The organism is Shewanella waksmanii (assembly GCF_043643685.1).
Lineage (GTDB): Bacteria > Pseudomonadota > Gammaproteobacteria > Enterobacterales > Shewanellaceae > Shewanella > Shewanella waksmanii_A.
In genome coordinates, this window is sequence record NZ_JBHZSN010000002.1 from 486365 (window position 1) to 510022 (window position 23658).

At 43.9% G+C, this 23658-nt stretch carries 21 protein-coding genes and 1 other annotated feature; of the genes, 15 read left to right on the plus strand and 6 right to left on the minus strand.

Going from position 1 to position 23658, the window contains the following annotated elements:
• Positions 1 to 42: 42 nt before the first annotated feature.
• Genes trpCF through ACHUFW_RS04985 form a run of 4 tightly spaced genes read right to left on the minus strand, consistent with a single transcriptional unit; the run spans position 43 to position 4683 of the window.
• Complete coding sequence (gene trpCF, locus ACHUFW_RS04970) at positions 43 to 1488, minus strand: bifunctional indole-3-glycerol-phosphate synthase TrpC/phosphoribosylanthranilate isomerase TrpF (RefSeq protein WP_394201076.1); 1446 nt, start codon at positions 1486 to 1488, stop codon at positions 43 to 45.
• An 11-nt stretch (positions 1489 to 1499) separates the two neighbouring features.
• Positions 1500 to 2531, minus strand: a complete 1032-nt coding sequence (gene trpD / locus ACHUFW_RS04975; protein ID WP_394201077.1) for an anthranilate phosphoribosyltransferase — start codon at positions 2529 to 2531, stop codon at positions 1500 to 1502.
• Positions 2528 to 3130 carry an aminodeoxychorismate/anthranilate synthase component II gene (locus ACHUFW_RS04980; protein ID WP_394201079.1) on the minus strand — a complete coding sequence of 201 codons (603 nt, stop codon included), beginning with the start codon at positions 3128 to 3130 and terminating at the stop codon, positions 2528 to 2530. Before ACHUFW_RS04980 ends, trpD begins: the two co-directional genes overlap by 4 nt.
• The gene (locus ACHUFW_RS04985; RefSeq protein ID WP_394201081.1) at positions 3127 to 4683 is read right to left on the minus strand and encodes an anthranilate synthase component 1; all 1557 of its coding nucleotides are present in this window, start codon (positions 4681 to 4683) and stop codon (positions 3127 to 3129) included. The genes ACHUFW_RS04980 and ACHUFW_RS04985 overlap by 4 nt, the downstream gene beginning before the upstream one ends.
• Before the next feature lie 65 nt (positions 4684 to 4748).
• Positions 4749 to 4857: a sequence feature (Trp leader region), on the minus strand.
• A gap of 225 nt (positions 4858 to 5082) precedes the next feature.
• Here ACHUFW_RS04985 and rnm point away from each other — a divergent pair.
• The 7 genes from rnm (at position 5083) to ACHUFW_RS05020 (ending at position 13707) form a co-directional block, all read left to right on the plus strand.
• A complete protein-coding gene (gene rnm / locus ACHUFW_RS04990) occupies positions 5083 to 5946 on the plus strand; it encodes an RNase RNM (RefSeq protein ID WP_394201083.1) in 864 nt (287 codons plus the stop codon).
• Positions 5947 to 5989: 43 nt separating this feature from the next.
• On the plus strand, positions 5990 to 6610 hold the full coding sequence (locus ACHUFW_RS04995) for an L-threonylcarbamoyladenylate synthase (protein WP_394201085.1): 621 nt from the start codon (positions 5990 to 5992) through the stop codon (positions 6608 to 6610).
• 104 nt (positions 6611 to 6714) lie between these two features.
• A complete protein-coding gene (locus ACHUFW_RS05000; protein WP_394201087.1) occupies positions 6715 to 7503 on the plus strand; it encodes a segregation and condensation protein A in 789 nt (262 codons plus the stop codon).
• Between the two features lie 18 nt (positions 7504 to 7521).
• Positions 7522 to 8142: an SMC-Scp complex subunit ScpB gene (gene scpB / locus ACHUFW_RS05005; RefSeq protein ID WP_394201149.1), complete on the plus strand. Its 621-nt coding sequence runs from the start codon at positions 7522 to 7524 to the stop codon at positions 8140 to 8142.
• The gene (rluB, locus tag ACHUFW_RS05010; protein WP_394201088.1) at positions 8135 to 8998 is read left to right on the plus strand and encodes a 23S rRNA pseudouridine(2605) synthase RluB; all 864 of its coding nucleotides are present in this window, start codon (positions 8135 to 8137) and stop codon (positions 8996 to 8998) included. The genes scpB and rluB overlap by 8 nt, the downstream gene beginning before the upstream one ends.
• A 154-nt stretch (positions 8999 to 9152) precedes the next feature.
• Entirely contained in the window at positions 9153 to 10091 is a 939-nt protein-coding gene (locus tag ACHUFW_RS05015) for a beta propeller repeat protein (RefSeq protein ID WP_394201090.1), read from the plus strand.
• Between the two features lie 940 nt (positions 10092 to 11031).
• Entirely contained in the window at positions 11032 to 13707 is a 2676-nt protein-coding gene (locus tag ACHUFW_RS05020; RefSeq protein ID WP_394201092.1) for a TonB-dependent receptor, read from the plus strand.
• 109 nt (positions 13708 to 13816) lie between these two features.
• On the opposite strand, the gene ACHUFW_RS05025 is transcribed toward ACHUFW_RS05020, so the two are convergent.
• Together ACHUFW_RS05025 and dusC are read right to left on the minus strand one after the other, a co-directional pair.
• The gene (locus tag ACHUFW_RS05025; RefSeq protein WP_394201093.1) at positions 13817 to 14170 is read right to left on the minus strand and encodes a TraR/DksA family transcriptional regulator; all 354 of its coding nucleotides are present in this window, start codon (positions 14168 to 14170) and stop codon (positions 13817 to 13819) included.
• A 158-nt stretch (positions 14171 to 14328) separates the two neighbouring features.
• On the minus strand, positions 14329 to 15258 hold the full coding sequence (dusC, locus tag ACHUFW_RS05030; RefSeq protein WP_394201095.1) for a tRNA dihydrouridine(16) synthase DusC: 930 nt from the start codon (positions 15256 to 15258) through the stop codon (positions 14329 to 14331).
• 318 nt (positions 15259 to 15576) lie between these two features.
• Between dusC and ACHUFW_RS05035 the strand changes: the two genes are divergently transcribed.
• The 8 genes from ACHUFW_RS05035 to recR all read left to right on the plus strand — a co-directional run bounded on the left by ACHUFW_RS05035 (position 15577) and on the right by recR (position 23504).
• Positions 15577 to 15999, plus strand: coding sequence for an HvfA family oxazolone/thioamide-modified RiPP metallophore (locus ACHUFW_RS05035; RefSeq protein WP_394201097.1), 423 nt, complete (start codon positions 15577 to 15579; stop codon positions 15997 to 15999).
• 140 nt (positions 16000 to 16139) lie between these two features.
• The gene (locus ACHUFW_RS05040; protein ID WP_394201099.1) at positions 16140 to 16976 is read left to right on the plus strand and encodes an HvfB family MNIO-type RiPP peptide maturase; all 837 of its coding nucleotides are present in this window, start codon (positions 16140 to 16142) and stop codon (positions 16974 to 16976) included.
• A complete protein-coding gene (locus ACHUFW_RS05045; protein WP_394201100.1) occupies positions 16976 to 17731 on the plus strand; it encodes an HvfC family RiPP maturation protein in 756 nt (251 codons plus the stop codon). Before ACHUFW_RS05040 ends, ACHUFW_RS05045 begins: the two co-directional genes overlap by 1 nt.
• A gap of 326 nt (positions 17732 to 18057) precedes the next feature.
• Positions 18058 to 18429 (plus strand): YbaN family protein, encoded by a 372-nt coding sequence (locus ACHUFW_RS05050; RefSeq protein ID WP_394201101.1) that lies wholly within the window; start codon positions 18058 to 18060, stop codon positions 18427 to 18429.
• Between the two features lie 199 nt (positions 18430 to 18628).
• Entirely contained in the window at positions 18629 to 19180 is a 552-nt protein-coding gene (gene apt / locus ACHUFW_RS05055) for an adenine phosphoribosyltransferase (RefSeq protein WP_394201151.1), read from the plus strand.
• A gap of 215 nt (positions 19181 to 19395) precedes the next feature.
• On the plus strand, positions 19396 to 22326 hold the full coding sequence (gene dnaX / locus ACHUFW_RS05060) for a DNA polymerase III subunit gamma/tau (protein ID WP_394201103.1): 2931 nt from the start codon (positions 19396 to 19398) through the stop codon (positions 22324 to 22326).
• A 242-nt stretch (positions 22327 to 22568) separates the two neighbouring features.
• Complete coding sequence (locus ACHUFW_RS05065; protein WP_394201105.1) at positions 22569 to 22898, plus strand: YbaB/EbfC family nucleoid-associated protein; 330 nt, start codon at positions 22569 to 22571, stop codon at positions 22896 to 22898.
• A 6-nt stretch (positions 22899 to 22904) separates the two neighbouring features.
• Complete coding sequence (gene recR / locus ACHUFW_RS05070; RefSeq protein ID WP_394201106.1) at positions 22905 to 23504, plus strand: recombination mediator RecR; 600 nt, start codon at positions 22905 to 22907, stop codon at positions 23502 to 23504.
• Positions 23505 to 23658: the final 154 nt, after the last annotated feature.

The window sequence follows — 23658 nt, forward strand, 5'->3', positions numbered from 1 at the left end:
GCGAGTCCCTTTTCGATGGAACTCGCAATCACGTCATGTAAATTAATATTGTCTTATTGCTGCAAATGCCGCTTTAATTTGTTGGGGATCTTTTTGCCCAGGCTGCGTTTCTAGACCCGAGTTTAAGTCTAATCCCAAGAAACCTTGTTGACTTGCTTGCTGTGCGTTTTCTGTATTAAGGCCACCTGCGAGCATTGATAGCGCTTTGTTAGGCAGTGACGCTTGCCAGTTAAAACGGCTTCCTGTGCCACCAAAGTGCTGCGTATCACCTGTGTCTAGCTTACTGTCGTAAAGCAGGCGATCGGCATTGTCTGGTAGTGAGAGTTGATCTATCGTGCTGGTATTAACATCCACAGCAATTGCCTTCCAGACTTGAGCTTGGCAGCCAAGCTTGGCGAGTTGCTGTTTCAATTGTTCAATACTGTACTGGGTTTCACTGCCATGGAGTTGCACAGCGTATAAATTTAGCTCATTGGCGATAGCGGCAATTTTCTCTACTGATTCATCAACAAATACCCCGACAAAGTGAAGTGCTGGCGAGGATGCTCGGTGAGCTGTGACGATATCAAGCGCTTGTTGTGGAGAAATATAGCGCGGTGATTTTTCTGCGAAAATTAGCCCACCATAAATAGCGCCAAACTCACTCACGTGTTGGGCATTTTCTAATGTAGTTAATCCACAGACTTTATTGTGGCCGAATGTTAGGGTACGACAGGCTAAATCCAAATCATCTTCTGCCATTAACGAACTACCCACTAGGAAGCCATCAACCAAAGGGCTTAATCTGAGCACCTGCTGGTGGGTATAGATCCCTGACTCACTGATCACTACGGTGTCGCTAGGTATTAAAGGTGCAAGATGCTCTGTAGTGGCTAGATCTGTGCTTAAATCACGTAAATTACGGTTGTTAATCCCAATAATCTTGGCGTTTAATGCCACGGCGCGATGCAGCTCTTCTTCATTGCTCACTTCGGTGAGAATATCTAGCGAGAACTTGTTAGCCTCTATGGCGAGCTGTTGGTATTGCTCATCGGTCAGTACCGATAGCATAAGTAAAATAGCATCAGCACCCTGATGTGCGGCTAATTGCACTTGGTAACGGTCAACGAAAAAGTCTTTACACAATATGGGTTGCGTCACCCGTTGGCGAACTTGCGGTATGTAGTCCATATCACCTTGAAAAAATTGCTCATCAGTGAGGACTGAAATACCTGCTGCATATTTGACATACACATCCGCAATAGCCTCAACATCGAAGTTTTCTCGAATCAGGCCTTTGGATGGGCTGGCTTTTTTGCATTCAAAAATAAAACCAGCATTAGGAGCTTTAAGAGCTTCGTACAAGCTTCTGTCTGAGATTTGAGGCTTTAAGCTCTCCGTTGGGAAACGCTGTTTTAGCGCAGCAATATGTTCAACCTTGGTATCGACGATCTTGGTCAACACGTTGGCTTGTTTAACTTCAGTGGTCGTTCTTACACAGTTTTCCACGAGCGACTCCATTATTGCTGGCTAGCGTTAGCGAGCTGTTGTAATTGATTATAGGCTTTGCCACTGGCTAATGTTTGCAGTGCGAGTTGGGTTCCCGCCGCAGGTGTGTCACAGACACCTGAAACATACAGGGCACAACCTGCATTCACCGCCACAGCGTTTTGATGAGCGCTTTGGCCATTACCTTGCAAAATGTCACGGGTGAATTGGGCATTTTCCTCTGGTGTACCACCGGTTAAATCGCCGAGCTGCGCGGTTTCAACACCTAATTGCTCCGGCGTTAATTGATAGTGATTAAGTTGATTATCTTTTAACTCACACACCAAGGTTTCACCGTGTACGGCCACTTCATCGAGGCCACTGCCGTGCACAACCATAGCTCGTTTTACGTTGAGGGCCTGTAGTACCTCTGCGATAGGGGTTACCAAATCCGCGTGATAGACACCAAGTACCATATATTCTGGGTGAGCAGGGTTAATCAGTGGGCCTAATACATTAAACAATGTGCGTGTTTTTAGTGCTTGGCGAACAGGGACTGCGTGGCGTACACCGCCGTGATAATGCGGTGCAAATAAAAAGCACAAACCGATATCATCTAGGCAGTCTCTGGCTGTTTCAGGCGACATGGTTAAATCAATACCAAATTGTGCCAACAAATCTGATGAGCCAGACTTACTTGAAACACTCCGATTGCCATGTTTAGCGACTTTAGCGCCACTTGCTGCAGCAACAAATGCTGCTGTGGTTGAAATGTTAATTGTATTATGACCATCACCACCGGTGCCGACAATATCGACAATACCGCGAGACTGGGTATCTGTGCTAGGTGTTGGGAAAGGTTTTGCAGCTTGTCTTAGCGCATCGGCTGCACCAGAGATTTCCTCGATGGTTTCACCACGCATTTTCATCGCCACTAGCATGCCGGCCATAGTGGCCTCATGCATCTCACCGTTAACGATACTGGTAAATAAGTGCTTGGCTTGTTCGCGACTAACACTTTTCCCTTCAAAGAGTTGATCTAAAATAGTTTGTTGCTGGCTCATGAGTTGGGGTCCTTGCATGTATCGGCGGTAAGATATGTCAGGCTTTGGGTTAACAGTTGGCTACCTAAAGTCGTGAGTATTGACTCAGGGTGAAACTGAAAGCCAATGATTTTATGAGTACGATGTGATATCGCCATTGGCATTGACTCTGTGGTTGCGATGACTTCTAAACAATCAGGTACCTCAGTGGCGACCAGACTGTGATAGCGCGCAACCGGTAATGGTGAGGCTAATTGGCTGAAAACCCCTTGTCCATTATGGAAGGTGGGACTTGCTTTACCATGGACGACATTGTTTGCGCGTTCCACTTTACCACCGAAGTGCTCAACAATTGCTTGGTGACCTAAGCAGATCCCTAAAATAGGGGCTTTACCAGCGACCAGCGCTAATAGTTCCATCAAACAACCTGCTTCATGGGGAGCCCCCGGGCCAGGTGATAAAACTAACGCGCTTGGTGTAAGCTCACTCAATAACTTGTCTGCAATAAATTGTGCATCGACATCGTTACGGTAGATCACTACCTCAAACCCGAGGCTTCGAAATTGGTCAACGAGGTTGTAGGTGAACGAGTCGAAATTATCAAGAAGATAGATCTTCATTGTCCGCCTCCTAGTTTGATGGCTGAAATCACGGCTTGGGCTTTTTGTCTGGTTTCATCAGCTTCTGATTGTGGATCTGAGTCATAAACCACACCCGCGCCGGCTTGAATATGGGCGATCCCTTGTTTAACGAATGCGGAGCGAATAACGATACAGGTATCCATATCTCCCAATCCATTGACGTAGCCTGCAGCGCCGCCATAACTGCCTCGCCTTGCTTTTTCTACCCCTCTAATTAATTGAGCTGCACTGACTTTAGGTGCACCAGTGAGTGTGCCCATATTCATACACGCTTGGTAGGCATGCAGGGCGTCAAGATCTTCACGTAGTTGTCCCGTCACACGGCTAACCAAATGCATAACGTGAGAGTACCTATCAACCTTGAGCAGTTCAGGTATTTTGCGAGTGCCACTTTGGCTAATACGTGCCACGTCATTTCTTGCTAAATCAACGAGCATCAGATGTTCTGAGAGCTCTTTTTTATCCAGCCTCAGCTCTAATTCGATACGACTGTCAAGGTCCGCATCAATTTGACCTTGAGAGTTTTTGCCACGTTTGCGCGTACCGGCAATAGGGTAAATTTCGACTTGATTCGTATGGGTTTCATACTTTAGCGCACTTTCTGGCGATGCCCCAAAAACAGTGAAATCATCGCCGCGAAAATAAAACATATAAGGACTTGGGTTCGTGAGTCGTAATGCTCGATATGCGCCGAGTGTATTGGGGCAGGGTAAACTGAAGCTACGAGAGGGGACCACTTGGAAAATATCGCCAGCACATACATGCTCTTTTAAATCTTTTACATGCTGACAAAATTCAGCGTCGGAAATATTAACGTTAACTTCAGCGTCAATTGGGCGTAGTGCTATGGGCTCTGGTAGCTCAGCGACTTGCTGTTTTATCTTATCAACCCGAGTGTTGAGTACTTCAGCGTATTGTTGATTGCAATTTTGCTGATGAGAAAAGCGGTGGGTAATGACTTTTGCCGTTTCAGCTTGTCTATCGACCGTAATTAAGGTTTCTGCGAGATAAAATAGGTAGTCAGGACAACTATTTTCGCTTTCGGCTACGATGGGTAAAGGCTCAACAGTATCGATTAAGTCATAAGCTAACACACCGCCGAGAAAGAGGTCCTCAAATTCGGGACTAGCGCCGCAATCAATATGTTGGATAAGGGCCCTTAAGCCGTCTAGTGGCGAAACAGATTTTAATCTCGCGTCTTCATCCAGTGGTTGTGTTGACTTGTTTAAGCCAATATTGAGAACACGCTCGTTAAGCTCAACGGTCGCATCGCTGAAAAAATCGGCAATGGGGGCAAGTAGGGTTTCGCCATTACTGGTTAACGCAGTAAAGGTGAGCTGATAACCGCTACAACGAATGGATAATGCTGCGTCGGTTAATATTAAACTTCGAATATTATCCTTACTTTCTATCTCAGCAGATTCTAACAGCATGCTGTGCGCTTTATCTTGGGTTATTAATTGATAAAGGCTGAGCGGATCATTGGGATAATCTATCCGTTCCTTAACCGTTGTGACTTGAGCTAATGTCATCTATTTCTCTCGCTTCCAATTATAGGTATCGCAATCACGGGCAATATGTAGAGTAAAATTTAGTTAACAAAAAGCCCGCATCAAGTGCGGGCTTTTTGTTGAATTTCGTCTCTTTTACATGAGCACAGTTATTCACACCACCCGCTATGTTGGGAAGTGCCACCACCAATTGATGTTGATAAACTGTTTGGTCATTATGCTGTGCTCTGGTTCTGTAAAAGATAAAATCTGTTAGATGGCTATATAAAACCTCAGCAAGCCGATGATGTCAATTGAATATTATTCTATTTAGGAACTAAATGGCCTAAAACTGAATTTGGTGGTGATTTTGTAGCAGATTATTAAGGCTTTGTTCGCTGGGATAGTGTTTATATTAACAAACTCAAGTAGAATAAGGCCATGATAGATGAATCTATAGTCGTGGACTTACATTGTCACACGTCGGCCTCTGATGGCCAACTGTCTCCTAGTGAAATCGTTGAGCGAGCCATCCAAAAAGGTGTTGGGGTGTTAGCGATTACTGATCATGACACTACCGCGGGTTTAGCCGAAGCCCACCAATACAATCAATCACACCAACAATCGCTACAATTAATTAATGGCGTTGAAATTTCCACTCGCTGGCATAATTTCGATATTCATATCGTGGCGCTGAATATCGCCATAGATCATGAAGGGCTACAAGATTTTTTGCTTAAGCAACGCCAATTAAGGCAAACGCGAGCAGAGGAAATTGGCGCTAGACTTGATAAAGCAGGTATTAGCGGTGCCTTTGAAGGGGCGACACGTTTAGCCGACGGTGCGGCGTTGAGTCGAGGTCACTACGCGCGTTGGTTAGCTGATAATGGTTATGCTGTCTCACCTGCGGCAGTGTTTAAAAAGTATTTAGCGCGGGGCAAAACTGGCTATGTACCCAATAATTGGTCCGATATGGCCACAGCCATTGAATTTATTCATCAGGCTGGTGGCGTAGCTGTGCTTGCACACCCAAGCGGATATAAATTATCAGCTAAATGGTTAAAAAGGTTGGTTAGAGAGTTTGCTGAATCCGGTGGTGATGCCATTGAAGTTGTCTTGGGACAGCAGAGTATAGAAGATCGTAATAACTTGATTGCATTAAGTAAGCTCAATGGTCTGTCGGCATCACTAGGCAGTGATTTTCACTTTCCTGGAAGTTGGATAGAGCTAGGTAAGAATCTATTTAGGCCAAAAGATGTTCAATGGATTTGGCAAGATGCGACGTGGCGAAATGCCGACGCGTGATTAAGCAACAGCAAATAATAATGACAGCTTGGATGAGAACAACATGAGTCAGTTTTTTTATGTACATGAAGAGAACCCGCAAGCACGGCTGATTGGACAGGCAGTGCATGTGATAAAACAAGGTGGCGTAATTGTTTACCCAACCGACTCGGGGTATGCATTGGGCTGCATGATAGGTGACAAAGATGCCATGACGCGTATTGCCCGTATTCGTCAAATTGAGAACGACCACAATTTTTCCTTAATGTGTCGCGATCAATCTGAGTTAGCTAATTATGCTCGGGTTGATAATCAAGCCTATCGGGTGCTAAAACACAACACCCCAGGGCCTTACACCTTCATTTTTAAAGCCACAAAAGAAGTCCCCAAAAGACTACAAAATCCTAAAAAGAAAACCATTGGTATTCGCGTGCCCGATAATGTGATTGCTTTGGCCTTATTAGAAGCACTGGATGCGCCCTTGATGTCGACCAGTTTAATTTTGCCAGGCGAAGAATTTACCGAATCTGATCCGGAACATATTCGTGATGTGTTGGAGCATCAGGTTGATGTGATTATTCATGGTGGGTATTTAGGAGAAAAGCCAACGACGGTGATTGATATGTCTGATGGTGATATTGAAGTTATCCGTGAAGGCGCCGGCGATATCAGTCCTTTCGTATAATGCTATCCATTATACTAGTAAACGGGTATAATCGCGCGTTTGGCTAAATCAGGTCGCGGTTTTGGCAAGATGCAGCGCGGTTTTCTATGGGTGAAGGGTAGTGCATGCAGGGAACACAGCAACGTTTACCTTTAGCGATTGTGAGAGGGGAAGCGGTAAAACAACTGCCTGCTGATCTGTTTATTCCGCCTGAAGCACTTGAGGTTTTCCTTGAGTCATTCGAAGGTCCGTTAGACCTGTTGTTGTATTTAATTCGTAAGCAGAAGTTAGATGTTGTCGAATTGGCGATTGCCCCGGTCACTGAGCAGTATTTGGAGTACATCGATCTACTTCAAGGTGCCCGAGTTGAGTTGGCCGCAGATTATTTAGTCATGGCAGCGACGCTTGCAGAGATTAAATCTCGACTATTATTGCCAAAGCAAGCCAGTGATGAAGAGGATGAAGAAGATCCTCGAGCACAACTGATTAAGCAGCTAAAGGCGTATGAAGTAATAAAACATGCGCAGCAGTCGCTGGATGAATTACCTCGGATGGAACGCGATTATTTCCAGGCTAAAGCGATGCCTGCACCCGATATTAAACCCGTGGTTTTACCACCGACGGTATCACTAGGTGAGATAGCTTTGGCTTTTTCAGCGGTGTTAAAACGGGTTGAAGCGAACGAGCATCACCATGTTCAACGGGAAACATTGTCTACCCGAGAACGCATGGCAAAAATACTGGCGATGTTGGAAGGCGAAGCATTTGTGCCATTTGAGAAACTCTTTGATGTTTCCGAGGGGAGAGCTGGCGTAGTTGTGAGCTTTTTAGCCTTGATGGAGTTGGTCAAAGAGATGTTAGTTGAGCTCGTGCAAAGTGAGCCATTTTCAACCATACATGTAAGAGCGAATTAATTGGCTAAACGTAAAGCGTTGCAGATCAATCCCGATCAACTGAAACAGTTGATAGAAGCAAGCTTATTTGTCATGGCTAAAACGGTGTCCATTAAACATTTAATGGAATCTGTTCTTGTGCCTTTTGCTGTATCGCGAGCAAAAGTAAAACAAGCGCTTGAGGAGTTGCAACATGACTATCAAGGACGTGGTGTACAATTAGTTAAGGTGGCTGGCGGTTACCGGTTTCAGTCCGCCGCCGAATTAAGTCCTTACCTGCAAACATTATGGCAGGAAAAGGCACCGAAATATTCTCGGGCAACGTTGGAAACATTAGCAGTCATTGCTTATCGCCAACCTGTTACTCGGGGAGATATAGAGTTTATTCGTGGTGTGGCGGTGAGTAGCCATACGATTAAAAGCCTGACAGACAGGCAATGGGTTAAAATAGTAGGGCATAAAGATGTACCTGGTCGACCAGCGCTTTATGCCACTACCAATGAATTTTTAGCCTACTTTGGCTTAGAAGCGTTAGCGGACTTACCGCCATTAACCGAACCTGAGTCGTTAGAGGCATTGTTTACTAAATCAGTCGCGGCAAATCCGCAACCTGAAAACGTGCCAAACCCAATAACACAAGAGTCTATTACTAATGAGTGAAAAATTGCAGAAAGTCTTGGCCCGTGCAGGCCATGGCTCCCGTCGTGAGATGGAGGCATGGATTGCTGCAGGTCGAGTTAGTATTGATGGCGAGATAGCAAAACTTGGCGATCGCGTTGAATCCGATGCCAAAATTCGTATCGATGGTCGCGCAGTATCAATTAAGTCTGAAGAAGATATCGTTTGCCGAGTTATTGCTTATCATAAACCTGAAGGTGAAATTTGTAGCCGTAAGGATCCAGAAGGACGCCCAACCGTGTTTGATCGTTTACCAAGAACCCGAGATTCTCGCTGGGTCGCGGTAGGACGTTTGGATATCAATACCTCTGGTTTACTTTTGTTCACCTCAGATGGGGAGTTAGCCAATCGATTAATGCATCCATCCCATGAGGTTGAACGTGAGTACGCGGTACGCACGTTTGGTGAAGTAACCGATGGCATTATTCAACGTTTGCGTACCGGTGTCACTTTAGAAGATGGGCCAGCCCATTTTGATAAAGTGAAAGCAGCCGGTGGTGAAGGGATGAACAAATGGTGGCATGTCTCGCTTGCAGAAGGGCGTAATCGTGAAGTTCGCCGTTTGTGGGAATCTCAGGAAGTTCAAGTAAGTCGTTTGATCCGTATTCGTTATGGCATGATTGAATTACCTAAGTCACTACCTCGTGGTGGTTGGGTTGAGCTACCTATTGAACAAGTGAACTATTTACGCCAATTGGCGGGTTTACCAGAAGAGAACCGTACCCTTTTAGGCACAGATAAACATAGTGTTGCTCGTGCTAAAGTGAAAAGTGCCAAGATTCGTCGTGCAGTGCGTAAGCATAAAAGTGCTGGCGCTAAACCTAGACAGCGCAGCTAACTATCGCTGTCAGTTGACGAGTATCTCCAATGTTAAGGCCGCTTATATAGCGGCCTTTTTTATTCATGTTCGCCAACTAGCTTTGCTAGGCTGGATTTCGACAACAATAAAAATTACATTAGCTTAAGCAAAGGTTTTAGAGGATAGCTTGGCGATGCAACTTATTCACAGCAATATGATTTGGGATTGTGCCCCTCACAATGCATTTACTGATTTAGTGCGATTTAATGGTGCTTTGTATTGCATATTTCGAGAAGGTGAAGCCCATGTGTGTGCTCATGGTGCATTGCGACTGCTTAAGTCGGTAGATGAAGGTCAAACTTGGCAGTCTGTCTACCAATTTACCGTGAAAGGACGTGATCTTCGTGATGGTAAACTGGTGGTATTTAACGGCCTGTTACTCGCTTTTGGTGCTGGGCCAGTTCGTGAACCACAAAGAGCGCCTTTGCAGAGTTTTGTGTGGAAAAGCGCCGATGGCAGCACTTGGTCCAAACCTAAACCGATTGCCGAACAAGGCGAGTGGTTATGGCGTATCGCCAAATACCAAGACAGGTTATATGGTGTGGCGTACTTTCCCAATGAAGATGATGGTTATGTGGCATTGTATCAAAGTGAAGATGGCGATAACTATCGCGCTATAATTGAGCGGTTTAATCAGCAGGGCTATGTTAATGAGTCAGGCTTATCGTTTATCAGCACCTCTGTATCAGATCAGCTGCAAACCCAAGCTTATTGTTTATTACGTCGAGATCCGGTTTGGTCAGATGAGCAGCTAGCCTTGTTAGGCGTGGCTTCGGCCCCGTTTACTGATTGGCGTTGGGTGGAGCTGGATAAAAGAGTTGGTGGGCCGGTGACTTTTGTTTATCAAGATAAGCTGTATGCCGTGGTTCGGCTTTACGACGAGCAGGTTAGGACTGCGATCGTACATATTGATATTGAGCGTCATATTGTTAATGAACTTATTCGTTTACCATCGGCAGGTGATACCAGCTACGCGGGCGTGGTCGTTGAAGGCGATGAGTTACTGGTGAGTTATTATTCGTCTCACGAGGTCAAAACTGCAATCTATTTTGCAAAGGTTGCCCTCAGTTAAAGCGCTCTACTTTAGCTGTTCATGTGATTGAGCAGCTAATTAGTACGTTTTGCTGCTCGCTAATCACTTGCTTTCTCTTATCATTGCTATCTTTTCTAGTTTATCATTTTCTTTCTAAAACAAGCTTGAAGGCTAGCTGCTGATACCGTGCCTCTCGCTTTTACTACTTTTTACTTGCGATGTGGTAAAACCTCGCTGTTTGTCCATCGATTTCGACATATTGTTTCGCATCACCTTTCCCATTTAGTGCTCCATTTTTGTTTCGTCTTACGTTGCCACTTAGCTTATGGCCTAGCTGATACCCCAAGGTCACCTCTATGACATCACGCGGGGAGATCTATTGCAGTCGAGTAGCGTCATAGAAACCATATTTAAATACCTGAGTATTGCACTCCTAAGAGGCTTTTTAATGGCTTTCAGCTATCGCTTCCCCTTATGTGGTGATTTATTAAGCATACTTCTAAAAGTCATTTAGTATTTCTAATTGTTATTTATATTTTGTTAGTGGTTGTTTTAATTTTGTTGGCTCGCATTTTTTTAATTATGTATCAAATCTATATTTATTGTTTTTAATATGTTTCCAGGTTTCACCCTTGTTAATCGATCGTATTTTATTTAACTTTGTTTTTTCATATGTATTATTTTGTAACCATGGTTTGATAAATAACTTTCTATCTGGGTGTTATGCTTTTTCTGGTATTGAAGTTGTTGATTTTAATGTTTTTAAATTTATTTTGGAGGTGGTTTTTTGTTTGTGTTTTGAGCCTGTTTGTATCAATTGTTTTCAAAGAAGTTGTTTGCTTGTGAATCTAATTGACTTGTTTTTGTTATTTTTGCAGTATTTTTAACGAAGTCATTAACTTCTAACAACAAAATAAAATAACAAACATCATTCATCTGATTTTTATTAACTTTAAATCTGGTGAAGAAGGGAGAAAATATGAACTCTTTGACCTTAACAGCGAAAGCAGTGCGCATTGGTTTGCTAGCGACTGCAACTAGCGTTGCATTTTCGGGCGTCGCGTTTGCTGAAGAGCAAAGCGACAAAGTTGAGAGAATTGAAGTTACCGGTTCACGTATTAAGCAGGTGGATATGGAAACTTCTTCACCTGTTACAGTTCTGAGTGCTGCAGATATTGCCCTAACAGGTGAAAAGACTGTTGCCGATGTATTAAATAATGCATCTATTAACGCTTTTGGTTCTTGGCGTGGTACGTCAGGTTATGGTTCTGGTGCTAGCGCGACCTCGAGCGTAAACATGCGTGGTTTGGGTTCTCAGGCTACATTGGTATTACTAGATGGCCGCCGCATGCCAGGCACAAGTTCGAGCTCTGGTTCGACTGCTGATACTTCTCAGATCCCAATTGCTATTGTAGAGCGTATCGAAATTCTTCGTGACGGTGCCTCAGCCGTTTATGGTTCTGATGCGGTTGCAGGTGTAATTAACATCATTACTAAAAAAGATTTTGATGGTTTTCAATTAGACTACAGTCTTGAACAGCCTTCTGTAGAAGGTGGTGATGCTAATCGATTCTCTATTGCTACAGGTTTCAACAGTGATAAAGGTAATATTACGTTTACCTATGAGTACTATGACACTAAAGCAGTAATGGATAGAGATATCTGGAAAATGGATGACCCGAGCTACGGTGATTATAGTTCGTTCAGTTCAGTACCTAACGGCTACTACAACACAGGTGAGAAAAATGAAGATGGCGACGATATCTATGCGTTCTATTCAAACTCAGACATGTGTGAAGAAACTGAAAATGTTTCAAATGGTACCGATGGTGAAAACAATGGTCGTTGTTTCTACAGTTATGGTGAAGTAACTAAGCTATTTGGTGATTTAACACGTAACTCGTTTATGACCAATTTTAACTATGAAATCACTGACAATATTCAGTTCCGTGGACGTGGTACTGCATCATTAAGTGATACTCATACTCGTTATGCAGGTACCCCTGTTTCGACGAACTATCCTGTAATGAGTGCAGATAACCAGTACAACCCTACTGGCGAAGATATGACTTTGTACATGCGTTCAGTGCAAATTGGTGAGCGTGATACGTTAACTGAAACAAATAGCTATGACATTCTTGGTGGGTTTGTGGGTTATGCTGAGCTTGGTAATGGTTTAGATTGGGAGCTGAATGTTCAGCACTCTGGTTCAACCACCAATGCATTTAATTATAATTTGATTAATGATGACATTATCCAGAGTGAAATTGATACAGGAAATTATGACATCTTTAATACCTCTGGTATGAGTTATACCGAGTGGGATCAACAAATGACCGCTTTGTATAGTGCTGCTGCTCACACAGGTGTTTATCAAGGTAAATTCGACAGTACCCAAATTGATGGTTTAGCTAGCACGCTTTTGTATGAAGAAGGCGACGTATCGGTAGCTATTGTTGGTGGTGTTGAATATGAAATGATTAATTTCAAGCAAACATCAGATCCTGAATCTGCTGCTGGTATTATTTCTGGTGGGTCAGGTGGTGATGATGTTGATGCTGAACGTACTAGACAATCGGCTTATACCGAAGTTCAAGTGGCACTACCTGCAAACTTCGAAGTTTCTGCAGCTCTTAGATATGAGCGTTACGAGCAAGAAGGTACACTTACTGGACCAGAAGGTCAGGTGACCAACTCATCAACTTTTGATGCAGTTGTACCTAAGTTTGGCCTAAGCTGGCGTCCAGTTGATTCACTGTTATTACGTGCAAGCTATGGTGACTCTTTCCGCGCGCCAAATATGGGCGAAATGTTCTCATCGCAATCTTTGAGCTTCGAGAAAGCTTATGATTCTGTTTGGTGTGAAGCTAACCCAGGTGCTGATGAAAACTACTGTGCAACAGGTAACCAACACAAAACTTGGTTTGGTGGTAACCCAAATCTTGAAGCTGAAGAAGGTAACTCGTTGACCTTAGGCGGCGTTTGGAATGTTACCGATGCTTGGAGTCTTGAGCTGTCATATTACTCAATAACTTATGACAATAAGATTGAGTCAGTTAGTGCAACTGATGTGATTAGAGATGAAAAGCTTAACGGTGGCTCTCCATTCGTAACACGTGGCTCAGATGGCAAGATTGAATACATCGAAAGTGGTTATGTTAATAAAGCTTCACTAGAAACATCCGGCTTTGACTTTGCCACTAGCTATAATGTCGAGACGGGATTCGGTGATTTCAACCTAAAGCTTGATTTGACACACATTCTAGATTTCAAAGAGAAAGCAGATGCTGAGTCTGATGTAATTGATTGGGCTGGTGTACAAGACTATCCACAATTACGTGGTAACTTTGCTGCAGCTTGGTATTACAATGACTTCAACGCTGCTTGGACAACAGTATATATTGGTAGCCAATCAGCCGATTTCTGGAATGATTTAGGTTACGATTATATTGTTGATACGCCGCATTACTTTAAGCATAACTTCCAAGTGGGTTATACTCACGATTGGAATGGTACAATTACTGTTGGTGTGAACAACTTGTTTGATGAAGAAGCGCCTACTTGGTATGACTACGCTGGGTACCGTGATGTGAATACAAATCTATATGATGTCCTAGGTCGTACTTTCTACCTAAGAATCAACCAAAAATTCTAAACTTGTTTAGATAAGTAAAAAACCTCCCAATTGGGAGGTTTTTTTATATCTGCTTTATTAAAAAGACTGCGAAAATCACGATGTAAGCGTTGTGTGCAGTGTTATTCGGCTAATGAGTTAGGCGTAATTCTTGCCTGTGCTGGTGAAAAAATTCGGCGCTACAGGCAGCACAGCGTTGCTCGAGGGGATCTTTAGCGAGCCGCTCAGCTTCAATTTCTGATTCGCAGTCAGCACACAAGCCGTACATGCCGATATCAAGTTGACAATATGCTGCGTCAAGCTTGGTAAGTTGTATGAACAAAGGATCATCGCAACGTTTAAGTTGGGTGAGCTGTTCGATTAAATCACTGATAGAGGCTGTATAAGCCAGGCTGCCAAGTTGACTAATTTGCTGTCTATCCAAGTCAGCCCTCAGATCAGCTTCTACTTCCGACAAAACTTGTCTGACCGAGTTATTATTCACGTGTCTTCGCCTAATTACTGATAGTGGTTATTCAGTGTAAACAGGTGGCGAATATCAGCTATGATTGAGATCAAATCTGTGTGACATTTTGTCTTGCTAGATCAATTAGTCACAGAGATCTGACCTGTATGGCGGAATCATTGCGCTTGTTAACGCTTTTAGGCTTGTTTTAATAGCGACAAAATGTCTGCGGTCTGCTTAAGTACTCTTAGCTCAACAAATAGCTGTTCACCTTCTGGATAATGACGTGCAACAAATTTTAGCCATTGCTTTATTCTTGCTGGATAGTATTTTTCTTTATCACTGACAATTTCAAATTCAGAATATTGCAGTAGCAAGGCTTTGACTGCTTGCCAAGATAAAGGCGATTGTTGTCCTTTTACTACATGGGCAAGGTTGGGCACAGTAAGGGCACCACGACCCAACATCACATCTTCACAGCCGCTGGCTTGTTTACAGGCGAGGTAGTCCTCCTGGCTCCATATTTCACCATTTGCAATCACCGGTATATCAATCGCATTTTTGATTTGCTTAATGTATTGCCAATGGGCCGGTGGACGATAGCCTTCTTCCTTAGTTCTAGCATGAACCGTTAATTCAGTTGCGCCTGCAGCGGCAATGGCTTGTGCGATCTCTACGCAGCGACTTTTATCATCCCAGCCAAGGCGGATTTTTGCAGAGACGGGTTTTGAGCTGTCTACAGCTTGACGCACTGCGGCAACGACTTGGTAAATAACATCTGGCTGCTTTAATAGCGCAGCCCCGCCATTGCTTTTATTGACCATAGGGGCAGGGCAACCGAAGTTGATATCAACGCCGCGGCTACCAAGATCAATCGCTCTTACCGCGTTTTCAGCCATCCACTGAGGATGTTGTCCCAATAGCTGCAGTCTGACGGGGGTGCCGGCAGGAGTGCGGCATTGATGATTGAGTTCACTACATAGACGATAGAAAACGCGTTTTGGCAACAGTTGGTCAACAATACGAATAAATTCGCTAATCACCAGATCATAGCCGCCGACTTGGGTAAGCAATGAACGCATTGGGGCATCTGCAACCCCCTCCATCGGAGCAAGAATGACACGCATGATTATTGGTTATCCATAGTATGCCTAGGTATTAGCCTGAAAACGTCGGGCTATTTGCTGGCTGGTTAAATAAAGGCGCGCCATTCTACTTGAACCTTACCTGATACACAAAGGTGAAAATTTTATGTTGTTCAACAAGTGCTTCCTAACACTTATTGAACAAGATTTATTTGCAAGATCTCACATTTTGAGCCATAAATGTGAACGATGAGTAATTTTTTTGAAATAAAGTTGTTTGCTCTCAGGTCTTATTATCCGAGCCAGCAAAAATTGGTGTTGGCAAACATATACATGTAGAAATTATTGAAGGAATATATTATGAAATTAGTTAAAAATACTGCTGTAGCTGTTGCCTTGGGTACTGTTGTTGCTGGTTCGGCTTACGCGGGTCAAGCTCAGGCAAACCCTTTTGGATATAGTGAATTACAAGCTGGTTACCAAATCGTAGATGGCGAAGGCAAATGCGGTGAAGGTAAGTGCGGCGGCGAGAAAAAAGGCAAGGAAGGTAAGTGCGGCGAAGGCAAATGCGGTGAAGGCAAGTGCGGCGGCGATAAGAAAGCCAAAGAAGGCAAGTGTGGCGAAGGTAAATGTGGTGAAGGTAAATGCGGCGGCGACAAAAAAGCCAAAAAAGCCAAAGAAGGTAAATGTGGCGAAGGCAAGTGTGGTGAAGGTAAGTGCGGCGGCGATAAGAAAGCTAAAGAAGGTAAATGCGGTGAAGGCAAATGTGGTGGTAACCACTAATCCGGCATAACCTCATTGAATTAACACAGATTCGATGTGCGAGAGTGAATTCATCGCAGTCAAAACTCTGTACAATTCATTGGTATCAATAGGCCAGTTTACTGGCCTATTTCATTTTCACTATGGGATGTGGAGTCGTAATGAACCAACAAGCTAAAGTCGGTCTTGGATTACGCCGAGAAATGCTCGATGAATTTTGTCAGTCAGTACCTAATGAGATTGATTTCCTTGAAGTCGCGCCAGAAAATTGGATGACTTTTGGTGGCAAATTTGGCAAACAGTTTCGTCAGCTTACCGAGCAACATCAGTTCTTTTGTCATGGCTTGTCGCTATCAATTGGTGCTAGTACGCCTTTAGATATTGCTTTTGTAAAGCAAATTAAGGGATTTCTCGATACCCATGGTATTGATATTTATTCTGAACATTTAAGTTATTGCTCAGGCGAAGGTCATATGTATGATCTGATGCCAATTCCCTTTACTAGTGAAGCTGTCTCTCATGTAGCTAAACGGGTTAAGCAAGTTGAAGATATTTTAGAGCGGCCGCTAATCCTTGAAAATGTGTCTTTCTATGCGCAACCCGGCAGTGAAATGACGGAGTGCGAATTTGTCAATGCGGTTTTGCAAGAGGCCGATTGTCAGCTACTACTCGATGTTAACAACATTTACGTCAATTCGATTAATCAGCAATATGATGCGCTTGAGTTTTTAAAAACGATGCCAACCGAGCGTATTCGATATCTACACATAGCTGGCCATTATGTTGAAGCAGAGGACCTAATGGTCGATACCCATGGTGCAGATGTTATCGATCCGGTTTGGCGCCTATTACAGCAGTGTTATGAAATACATGGGGTGTTTCCAACACTACTTGAACGTGATTTTAATATTCCAGAGACGTCAGTGTTGTTGCAAGAAATCAATCAAATTCATCAATACCAACAACAAGCTCTTCCGAAAGTACCAAGGAGCGCATAGTGGCATTTACTGATATTCAACAGGGTTTCATTGATTATATCCGTGATCCAAGTCGCCCCTTGCCTGAAGGGATTGAACAGCGGCGTATGACTGTTTATCGCGAATTGTTTTTTAATAATGTGAATGGTTTTGTAAGTAATGCATTTCCGGTCTTATGTTCCCTATATCAGCAGCAAGACTGGTTGGATTTAGTGCAAAAGTTTTTTGCCAATCATAATTGTAAGACGCCTTTGTTTATTGAAATTGCCCAAGAGTTTTTGGCATTTTTGCAAAATGAGTACCAACCGACTGAACATGATCCTGAGTTTATGTTGGAATTGGCACATTATGAATGGCTAGAACTTTGTGTGGCAACTGAGCGTGATAACCCCTTGCATATCCTCGTTGAACAGCAATCCATCGATAGTGGCGTGTTAGTGATAAGCGATAGTGCGAAAATTGCTCAATACCATTATGAAGTACACAAAATTAGTCCTGACTTTCAACCTGAACAACCCCTACAGCAACCAAGCTTTTTTTGTGTATATCGTGATTTCAGCGATGAAGTTTGTTTTTTGCAGCTTAACCCGCTAAGTGCACAGGTGTTGGCGCTTATCTCACAGCAAGATGGTGTGACTTATGAGCAGGTGTTAACTTGGTTGACAGAGACTTATGTTGATATGGATAAAGCGGTATTAGCTCAAGGCAGTCAACAGATGCTTGATGACATGGCACAAAAGGGCATTGTGCGCTTTAGTAAGTTCAGCCAAGGTTAATCTTCAGCGACTAAAATAGTTTTGGTTAAAGGCTATCTATCTGTGATTCAGATCACTATAATGACGCCAAAAATTGATCTAGATCAATAAATCAACGTCAACATAGAGTGAGGAATGCATGAGCAAGCCGTTTAAAGACCCATTTGATGCAGTTTATTTTATTGGATTTTTACTAGTCTTATTGCTACCAACATTACCAGCAAGTTTGTCTTGGTTACAACATGCAGGTGTGCTTTAGTCACAGTAATGATAAGCATTCCTGTTTTAGCAGATGCTTTTGAGTATAATAACCACTCTTAAACGGGTGGTTTTTTATTGGGAACTTCATGGTATTAAAACGCGGTTTCTTTCTAATCGTTGGCTTATGTGCGCTGGTTCTGGGGCTCATTGGCATTATTGTACCTTTATTGCCAACAGTACCATTTATATTACTGGCGGCTTATTGTTTCGCACGTTCAAGTCAGCGCCTACATAACTGGCTAATGACACACCCTTGGTTTGCAGAAGCGTTGGCTGATTGGGGTGAAAAAAGAGCGATTCGCAAAGGCTTGAAGCGTAAGGCTTATATTGCAAGCACATTGAGTTTTGCAATTAGTATCGCCATCGTGCCACTCCTATGGGTCAAAGTGATGTTGGCGTGCTTTTGTACCTGTTTGCTGCTGTATTTACGCCAAATTCCTGAGCTAGAAGATGAATAGCTCAAAAGTAGTCTCTCGATGCGTTGCCCAAAAGAGCACCGTCGAATTGTTAAAATGTGATCTGTCATAGTAATCTATGTTGTAGATCTAGGCTTCGATTGTTGCAACGGCAGGTAAAGCGGCTTAAGCTTAGCCGAAAATTCTAATCTAGTGGTCAAGTTTGGCCCGCCCGAAATATACCGGGATGACTCAAAAGATGATAGCAATGAACACAGATAAACTCGCGTTAATCAAGCAAAGCATTAAATCCATTCCAGATTATCCAAAACCAGGGATATTATTTAGAGATGTGACTAGCTTGATGGAGCAGCCAGAAGCGTATCAGGCTACTATCGCTTTATTAGTTGAGCACTACAAAGACCTAGGTTTTACTAAAATTGTGGGTACTGAAGCGCGTGGTTTCCTATTTGGTGCGCCTTTAGCATTAGAGTTAGGTGTTGGTTTTGTGCCAGTTCGCAAGCCAGGAAAATTACCTCGCCAAACAATCAGTGAAAGTTATGAGCTTGAATATGGCCATGACATGCTAGAAATCCACACTGATGCAATCGATGCAAATGATAAAGTGTTAGTGGTTGATGATTTGTTGGCAACAGGTGGCACCATCGAAGCAACGGTAAAACTAATTCGTCAGTTGGGTGGTGAAGTATCCCACGCCGCATTTGTGATTTCTTTACCTGATTTAGGCGGAGAAACTAAACTAGAAGCGATGGGATTAGAGTTAGTAAAACTCGTTGAGTTTGAAGGTGAATAACCGCTAATAGCCTATAGGTTTTTATCCTAAAAGCGCCAATGATAATGCTGATTATCATTGGCGCTTTTTGTTTTGTGATGATTATTCAGTTAATTTTCCATCAGTTGCGCTGAGGATTTTTGTGGTTGCTAGCGACTTTATCGTTAGCATGGTATTGTGCTTCAATTAGGGCAATTGTCCCGCTTTCTCATTTTCATGACACGTTGGGGAGTTCCATGTCATATCAGGTGTTAGCCAGAAAATGGCGCCCTGCCACTTTTGAGCAAATGGTAGGTCAATCACATGTGTTGCATGCGTTGACCAATGCATTGACACAAAATCGTTTACACCATGCTTATCTGTTTTCTGGAACTCGCGGTGTCGGAAAGACCAGTTTAGCGAGATTGTTTGCCAAAGGCTTGAATTGTGAGCAAGGCATTACAGCGACGCCGTGTGGAACGTGTTCAAGCTGTGAAGAGATTGCCCAAGGTCGATTTGTTGATTTAATTGAAGTCGATGCGGCATCACGCACTAAAGTTGATGATACCCGTGAGTTACTGGACAACGTGCAGTATCGACCGAGTCGAGGTCGATTTAAGGTTTACCTGATTGATGAAGTGCATATGCTGTCTCGAAGCAGTTTCAATGCGCTACTGAAAACCTTAGAAGAGCCACCTGAACACGTGAAGTTTCTCCTAGCAACTACCGACCCACAGCGTTTGCCTGTGACGGTGTTGTCACGGTGTTTGCAGTTTAACCTCAAAAGCTTAACGCAGAATCAAATTGCTGAACAATTGAGCACGATATTATCCAAAGAAAATGTTAGTCATGATCAAACAGCGTTAAACCTGCTGGCAAAAGCTGCCAATGGCAGTATGCGTGATGCGCTTAGCTTAACCGATCAAGCCATCGCTTTCGGGGCTGGTAAAGTGCAGTTGGAACTTGTCCAAACTATGTTAGGCAGCATAGATGAGCGTTATGTTATTTCGCTTCTTGATGGCTTGATGCAAGGTGATATTGGTCAGTTGATGACTTTAGTTAATGATGTCTTATCAAGGGGGGCACAGGCTGAGGAAGTGTTGCGTTCTCTGTTGGAGTTATTGCATCAAATTACCTTGACCCAATTTGCCCCGGCTGCCGCGCAAGTCTCTGCCTATACAACCCAAATTGAACATTTTGCTCAGCAGCTCAACCCTGAGCAAGTGCAGCTTTATTATCAACTGTTATTAAATGGTCGTCGTGATTTACCTCACGCAGCAGATCCTAAGTCGGGCTTGGAAATGGCTTTACTGCGCGCTATTGCTTTTGTGCCTGAAAAGCCGGTCAATCGCTGGCTTGCACAGCCTCATGAGGGTAAATCACTGCCAGACGCTAAGCCTGTTATCAGCGCAGAAAGTGCAGTTAGCTTAGATAGTGCAGAAAAAATAAAGCACAACGAACAAGCTGTGACAGCTAAACCCGTTGACTTGCCCCTTGCTGCTACACCTTCGAGCAATGATGCGGTCAATGATAGGCCGACTTCATCAAGTGCTAAAGATTCAATCGATGTAGAACAGCAGACTGCGGATGGCGATAACAGCAGCGAATTTGACAGTAAAAATGACGATGAAATAGCAGATGCTGCACTGTTAAGTGAACAAGCCTTAATACTCAGCCAAGCGGCTAGCCAAATGGGTAGTCAGTCAGCTGCTTCGTCCGCTCAGGATAAAGCGAGTCTTGATACCGATGAGCGCGACTCTCAGCATAGCACTGGTCAACCAAGCACCCACAAAGAAGGCACACAGCAGCAAAGCACTCATCAACAAAGCACTCTTCAACAAAGTACTCAGCAACCAAATAACCAGCTAAGCGCTGAAAATGAACTAGCTGCGGCGCAGAGTCTATCTGCCGCTGAAGAAGCGCGCCAACAAAGTTTAACTGATGAGCAGCAAATCCCGCTTGAACACTATGAAATGCAATCAGCGGCGATGGACGATGAGCCAGAAGAGTATTACGTAGAGCCACCGTTGTTTGATACGTTAGCAGAAACTGCGCAGTCTGCACCGAATCAATCATCACAATCGTTTGATACAACAAGTGCAGTGGAAACCGCCAAAACAGCAGTTAGATCGCCAAGCAGCCAGCGGGACAATGCGGAACCATCAAGCGGTGAGGTCTTTGATGATCCACTTGATGCAGTGCTCGCTGCCCGCCAGTCGCTGCTGACAGACTTAGATGCAGAGCCTGCTAAGGAGAGTGACACAAAAAAGCCTTTAGCCGGTAAAAAGGCTTATGTGCCACCCACACGTAAACCTGCGGCTGATGAAACCAATGCGCTTGGTGATAGCAATGAAACGACTGAAGTTGAAACCGAAGTCAATCGGTCACAATCAATAGATAAGGTCCAGCAAGATAGCGAGACGCTGCCTGAAAAAAATACACAGGCTGCGAATAAACAGCTAATTAGTGCCGATGATAGGCCGCCTTGGGAGCCAGCAGCACCAGTAAATGATTCGTCTTTAGCGAGCCAAACAGGGGACATTGAGGCCGCTGAAACCGGTCAATATCATCAAACTGATGAGCACGCGTTGTTAGCAACTGAGCAAACTTCGCAAGCAGCACAGCAAGCTTTGCCTGCAACGAGTGATGCTACTGGGCTAGTTAATGCTCAGGGACAAGCAAGCTTACCGGCGGTATTACCACCGTTAGGTGAAGGAGAGGTCACTGGCAATGATATTGATTTGAAATGGTATCGGTTAATGTCGGTGTTGGAAGTGGGTGGCCGCGTACGTCAATTGGCAGTTAACTCGGTTTGTCCACAGTTTAGTTCACCATTATCTTTGCTGTTGAAACCCAATCAAAAGCACTTAGCAGCGCCAGTTGCTGTAGAACAGTTACAGCAAGCGTTGGACAAAGCCCTTGGCGAGCATTTTGAGATTAATATTGATGTTGGGGTTGACTCACAACGAGAAACGCCGCTTGAAATTCGGCAGCGATTTCATAAAGAGTTGGTTGCGCAGGCTGACTACAGTTTTCAAACTGATGATAACATTAAGTGGCTGCAGCAATTTATGCAGGTCGAAATGGAGCCGGACACTATCAGTTATGCACCGGAGCTAATGGCGGTTAAAGGCGAGAGTATCGAACTGATAAATGGCTCGAACTTTTCACGGTTAACCAAGTCATAGCCATTAAGCTGGATTGTCATTTGTGCGTGCCCCCGTGAAACAGACAATCATCGATATGCATTGCCGTATTGGGCCAATAACGGTGAGTTGATTAAGCGGGGGTTAAGCTACAGGCAGGATATACTTGCACGGTGCAATTCACACTACTTACAATTTATTTGAGTTTAACAGTCGGCTTTAATTGCTTATTCATGCTAATTGAGTAAGATTAGCCAGATTTTATTATTGATAGAGAGATCGATATGTTTGGAAAAGGCGGTATGGGTAACCTGATGAAACAGGCCCAGATGATGCAAGACAAGATGGCCAAAGTGCAGGAAGAAATTGCTCGTATGGAAGTCACTGGTGAAGCCGGTGCGGGTCTTGTTAAAGTGACCATGACTGGCTCGCATAGCGTACGTAAAGTCGATATCGACGAAAGCTTGCTAGAAGACGACAAAGAGATGCTAGAAGATTTGATCGCTGCTGCGTGTAATGACGCGGCGCGCCGTGTAGAAGAAAGTCAAAAAGAGAAAATGGCAGAAGTTACTGGTGGCATGCAATTACCACCAGGTATGAAGATGCCATTTTAATTGACGATGAAGTTTAGTCCTCTTGTTGATGAATTGATTCAATCGTTACGCTGTTTACCCGGCGTTGGGCCAAAATCAGCGCAGCGTATGGCGTTTCAGTTACTTGAGCGTGACCGCAAAGCTGGCAAGCAGTTGTCGCAAGCTTTATCGAGCGCGATGAGTGATGTTGGTCATTGTGATGATTGCCGTACGTTTACCGAAGAAGCGCTTTGCCCTATTTGTGCTAACCCTAAACGTACCGATTCTGGCTTAGTGTGTGTAGTAGAAACACCTGCTGATGTGTTAGCCATTGAAGCGGGGGGACATTTTTCTGGACGTTACTTTGTGCTGTTGGGGCATTTGTCACCTCTCGATGGTGTGGGCCCTGATGAATTAGGGTTAGCATTACTTGCCAAACAAATTGCATCAGGCAAAGTGACCGAACTTATTTTAGCGACTAATCCAACGGTTGAAGGGGATGCCACTGCGCATTATATCGCTGATATGGCAAAACAAGCCGATATTGCTGTGAGTCGTATAGCCCACGGCGTCCCTGTTGGCGGTGAACTTGAATATGTCGATAGCACTACGCTCGCGTTGTCGTTTAACGGTCGTATTCCCTTGTAATCACGTCCAAGTTTTTATGTTGAAAAAGCCCAGTTACCCGAGTAACTGGGCTTTTTTTATCCAAAAAGATAAATGGGTCACTTTTTTTCTTGAAAACGAAAAAACTAACCCCATCTCTACTGCCATAGAGATGCTAATTGCATCGACGTGTTTA

Bases quoted from the DNA above. Each gene is read 5' to 3' on its own strand.
- trpD (WP_394201077.1), bottom strand. From the start codon at position 2,531: ATGAGCCAGCAACAAACTATTTTAGATCAACTCTTTGAAGGGAAAAGT.
- ACHUFW_RS04980 (WP_394201079.1), bottom strand. From the start codon at position 3,130: ATGAAGATCTATCTTCTTGATAATTTCGACTCGTTCACCTACAACCTC.
- ACHUFW_RS04985 (WP_394201081.1), bottom strand. From the start codon at position 4,683: ATGACATTAGCTCAAGTCACAACGGTTAAGGAACGGATAGATTATCCC.
- rnm (WP_394201083.1), top strand. From the start codon at position 5,083: ATGATAGATGAATCTATAGTCGTGGACTTACATTGTCACACGTCGGCC.
- ACHUFW_RS04995 (WP_394201085.1), top strand. From the start codon at position 5,990: ATGAGTCAGTTTTTTTATGTACATGAAGAGAACCCGCAAGCACGGCTG.
- ACHUFW_RS05000 (WP_394201087.1), top strand. From the start codon at position 6,715: ATGCAGGGAACACAGCAACGTTTACCTTTAGCGATTGTGAGAGGGGAA.
- rluB (WP_394201088.1), top strand. From the start codon at position 8,135: ATGAGTGAAAAATTGCAGAAAGTCTTGGCCCGTGCAGGCCATGGCTCC.
- ACHUFW_RS05015 (WP_394201090.1), top strand. From the start codon at position 9,153: ATGCAACTTATTCACAGCAATATGATTTGGGATTGTGCCCCTCACAAT.
- ACHUFW_RS05020 (WP_394201092.1), top strand. From the start codon at position 11,032: ATGAACTCTTTGACCTTAACAGCGAAAGCAGTGCGCATTGGTTTGCTA.
- dusC (WP_394201095.1), bottom strand. From the start codon at position 15,258: ATGCGTGTCATTCTTGCTCCGATGGAGGGGGTTGCAGATGCCCCAATG.
- ACHUFW_RS05035 (WP_394201097.1), top strand. From the start codon at position 15,577: ATGAAATTAGTTAAAAATACTGCTGTAGCTGTTGCCTTGGGTACTGTT.
- ACHUFW_RS05040 (WP_394201099.1), top strand. From the start codon at position 16,140: ATGAACCAACAAGCTAAAGTCGGTCTTGGATTACGCCGAGAAATGCTC.
- ACHUFW_RS05050 (WP_394201101.1), top strand. From the start codon at position 18,058: ATGGTATTAAAACGCGGTTTCTTTCTAATCGTTGGCTTATGTGCGCTG.
- dnaX (WP_394201103.1), top strand. From the start codon at position 19,396: ATGTCATATCAGGTGTTAGCCAGAAAATGGCGCCCTGCCACTTTTGAG.
- ACHUFW_RS05065 (WP_394201105.1), top strand. From the start codon at position 22,569: ATGTTTGGAAAAGGCGGTATGGGTAACCTGATGAAACAGGCCCAGATG.
- recR (WP_394201106.1), top strand. From the start codon at position 22,905: ATGAAGTTTAGTCCTCTTGTTGATGAATTGATTCAATCGTTACGCTGT.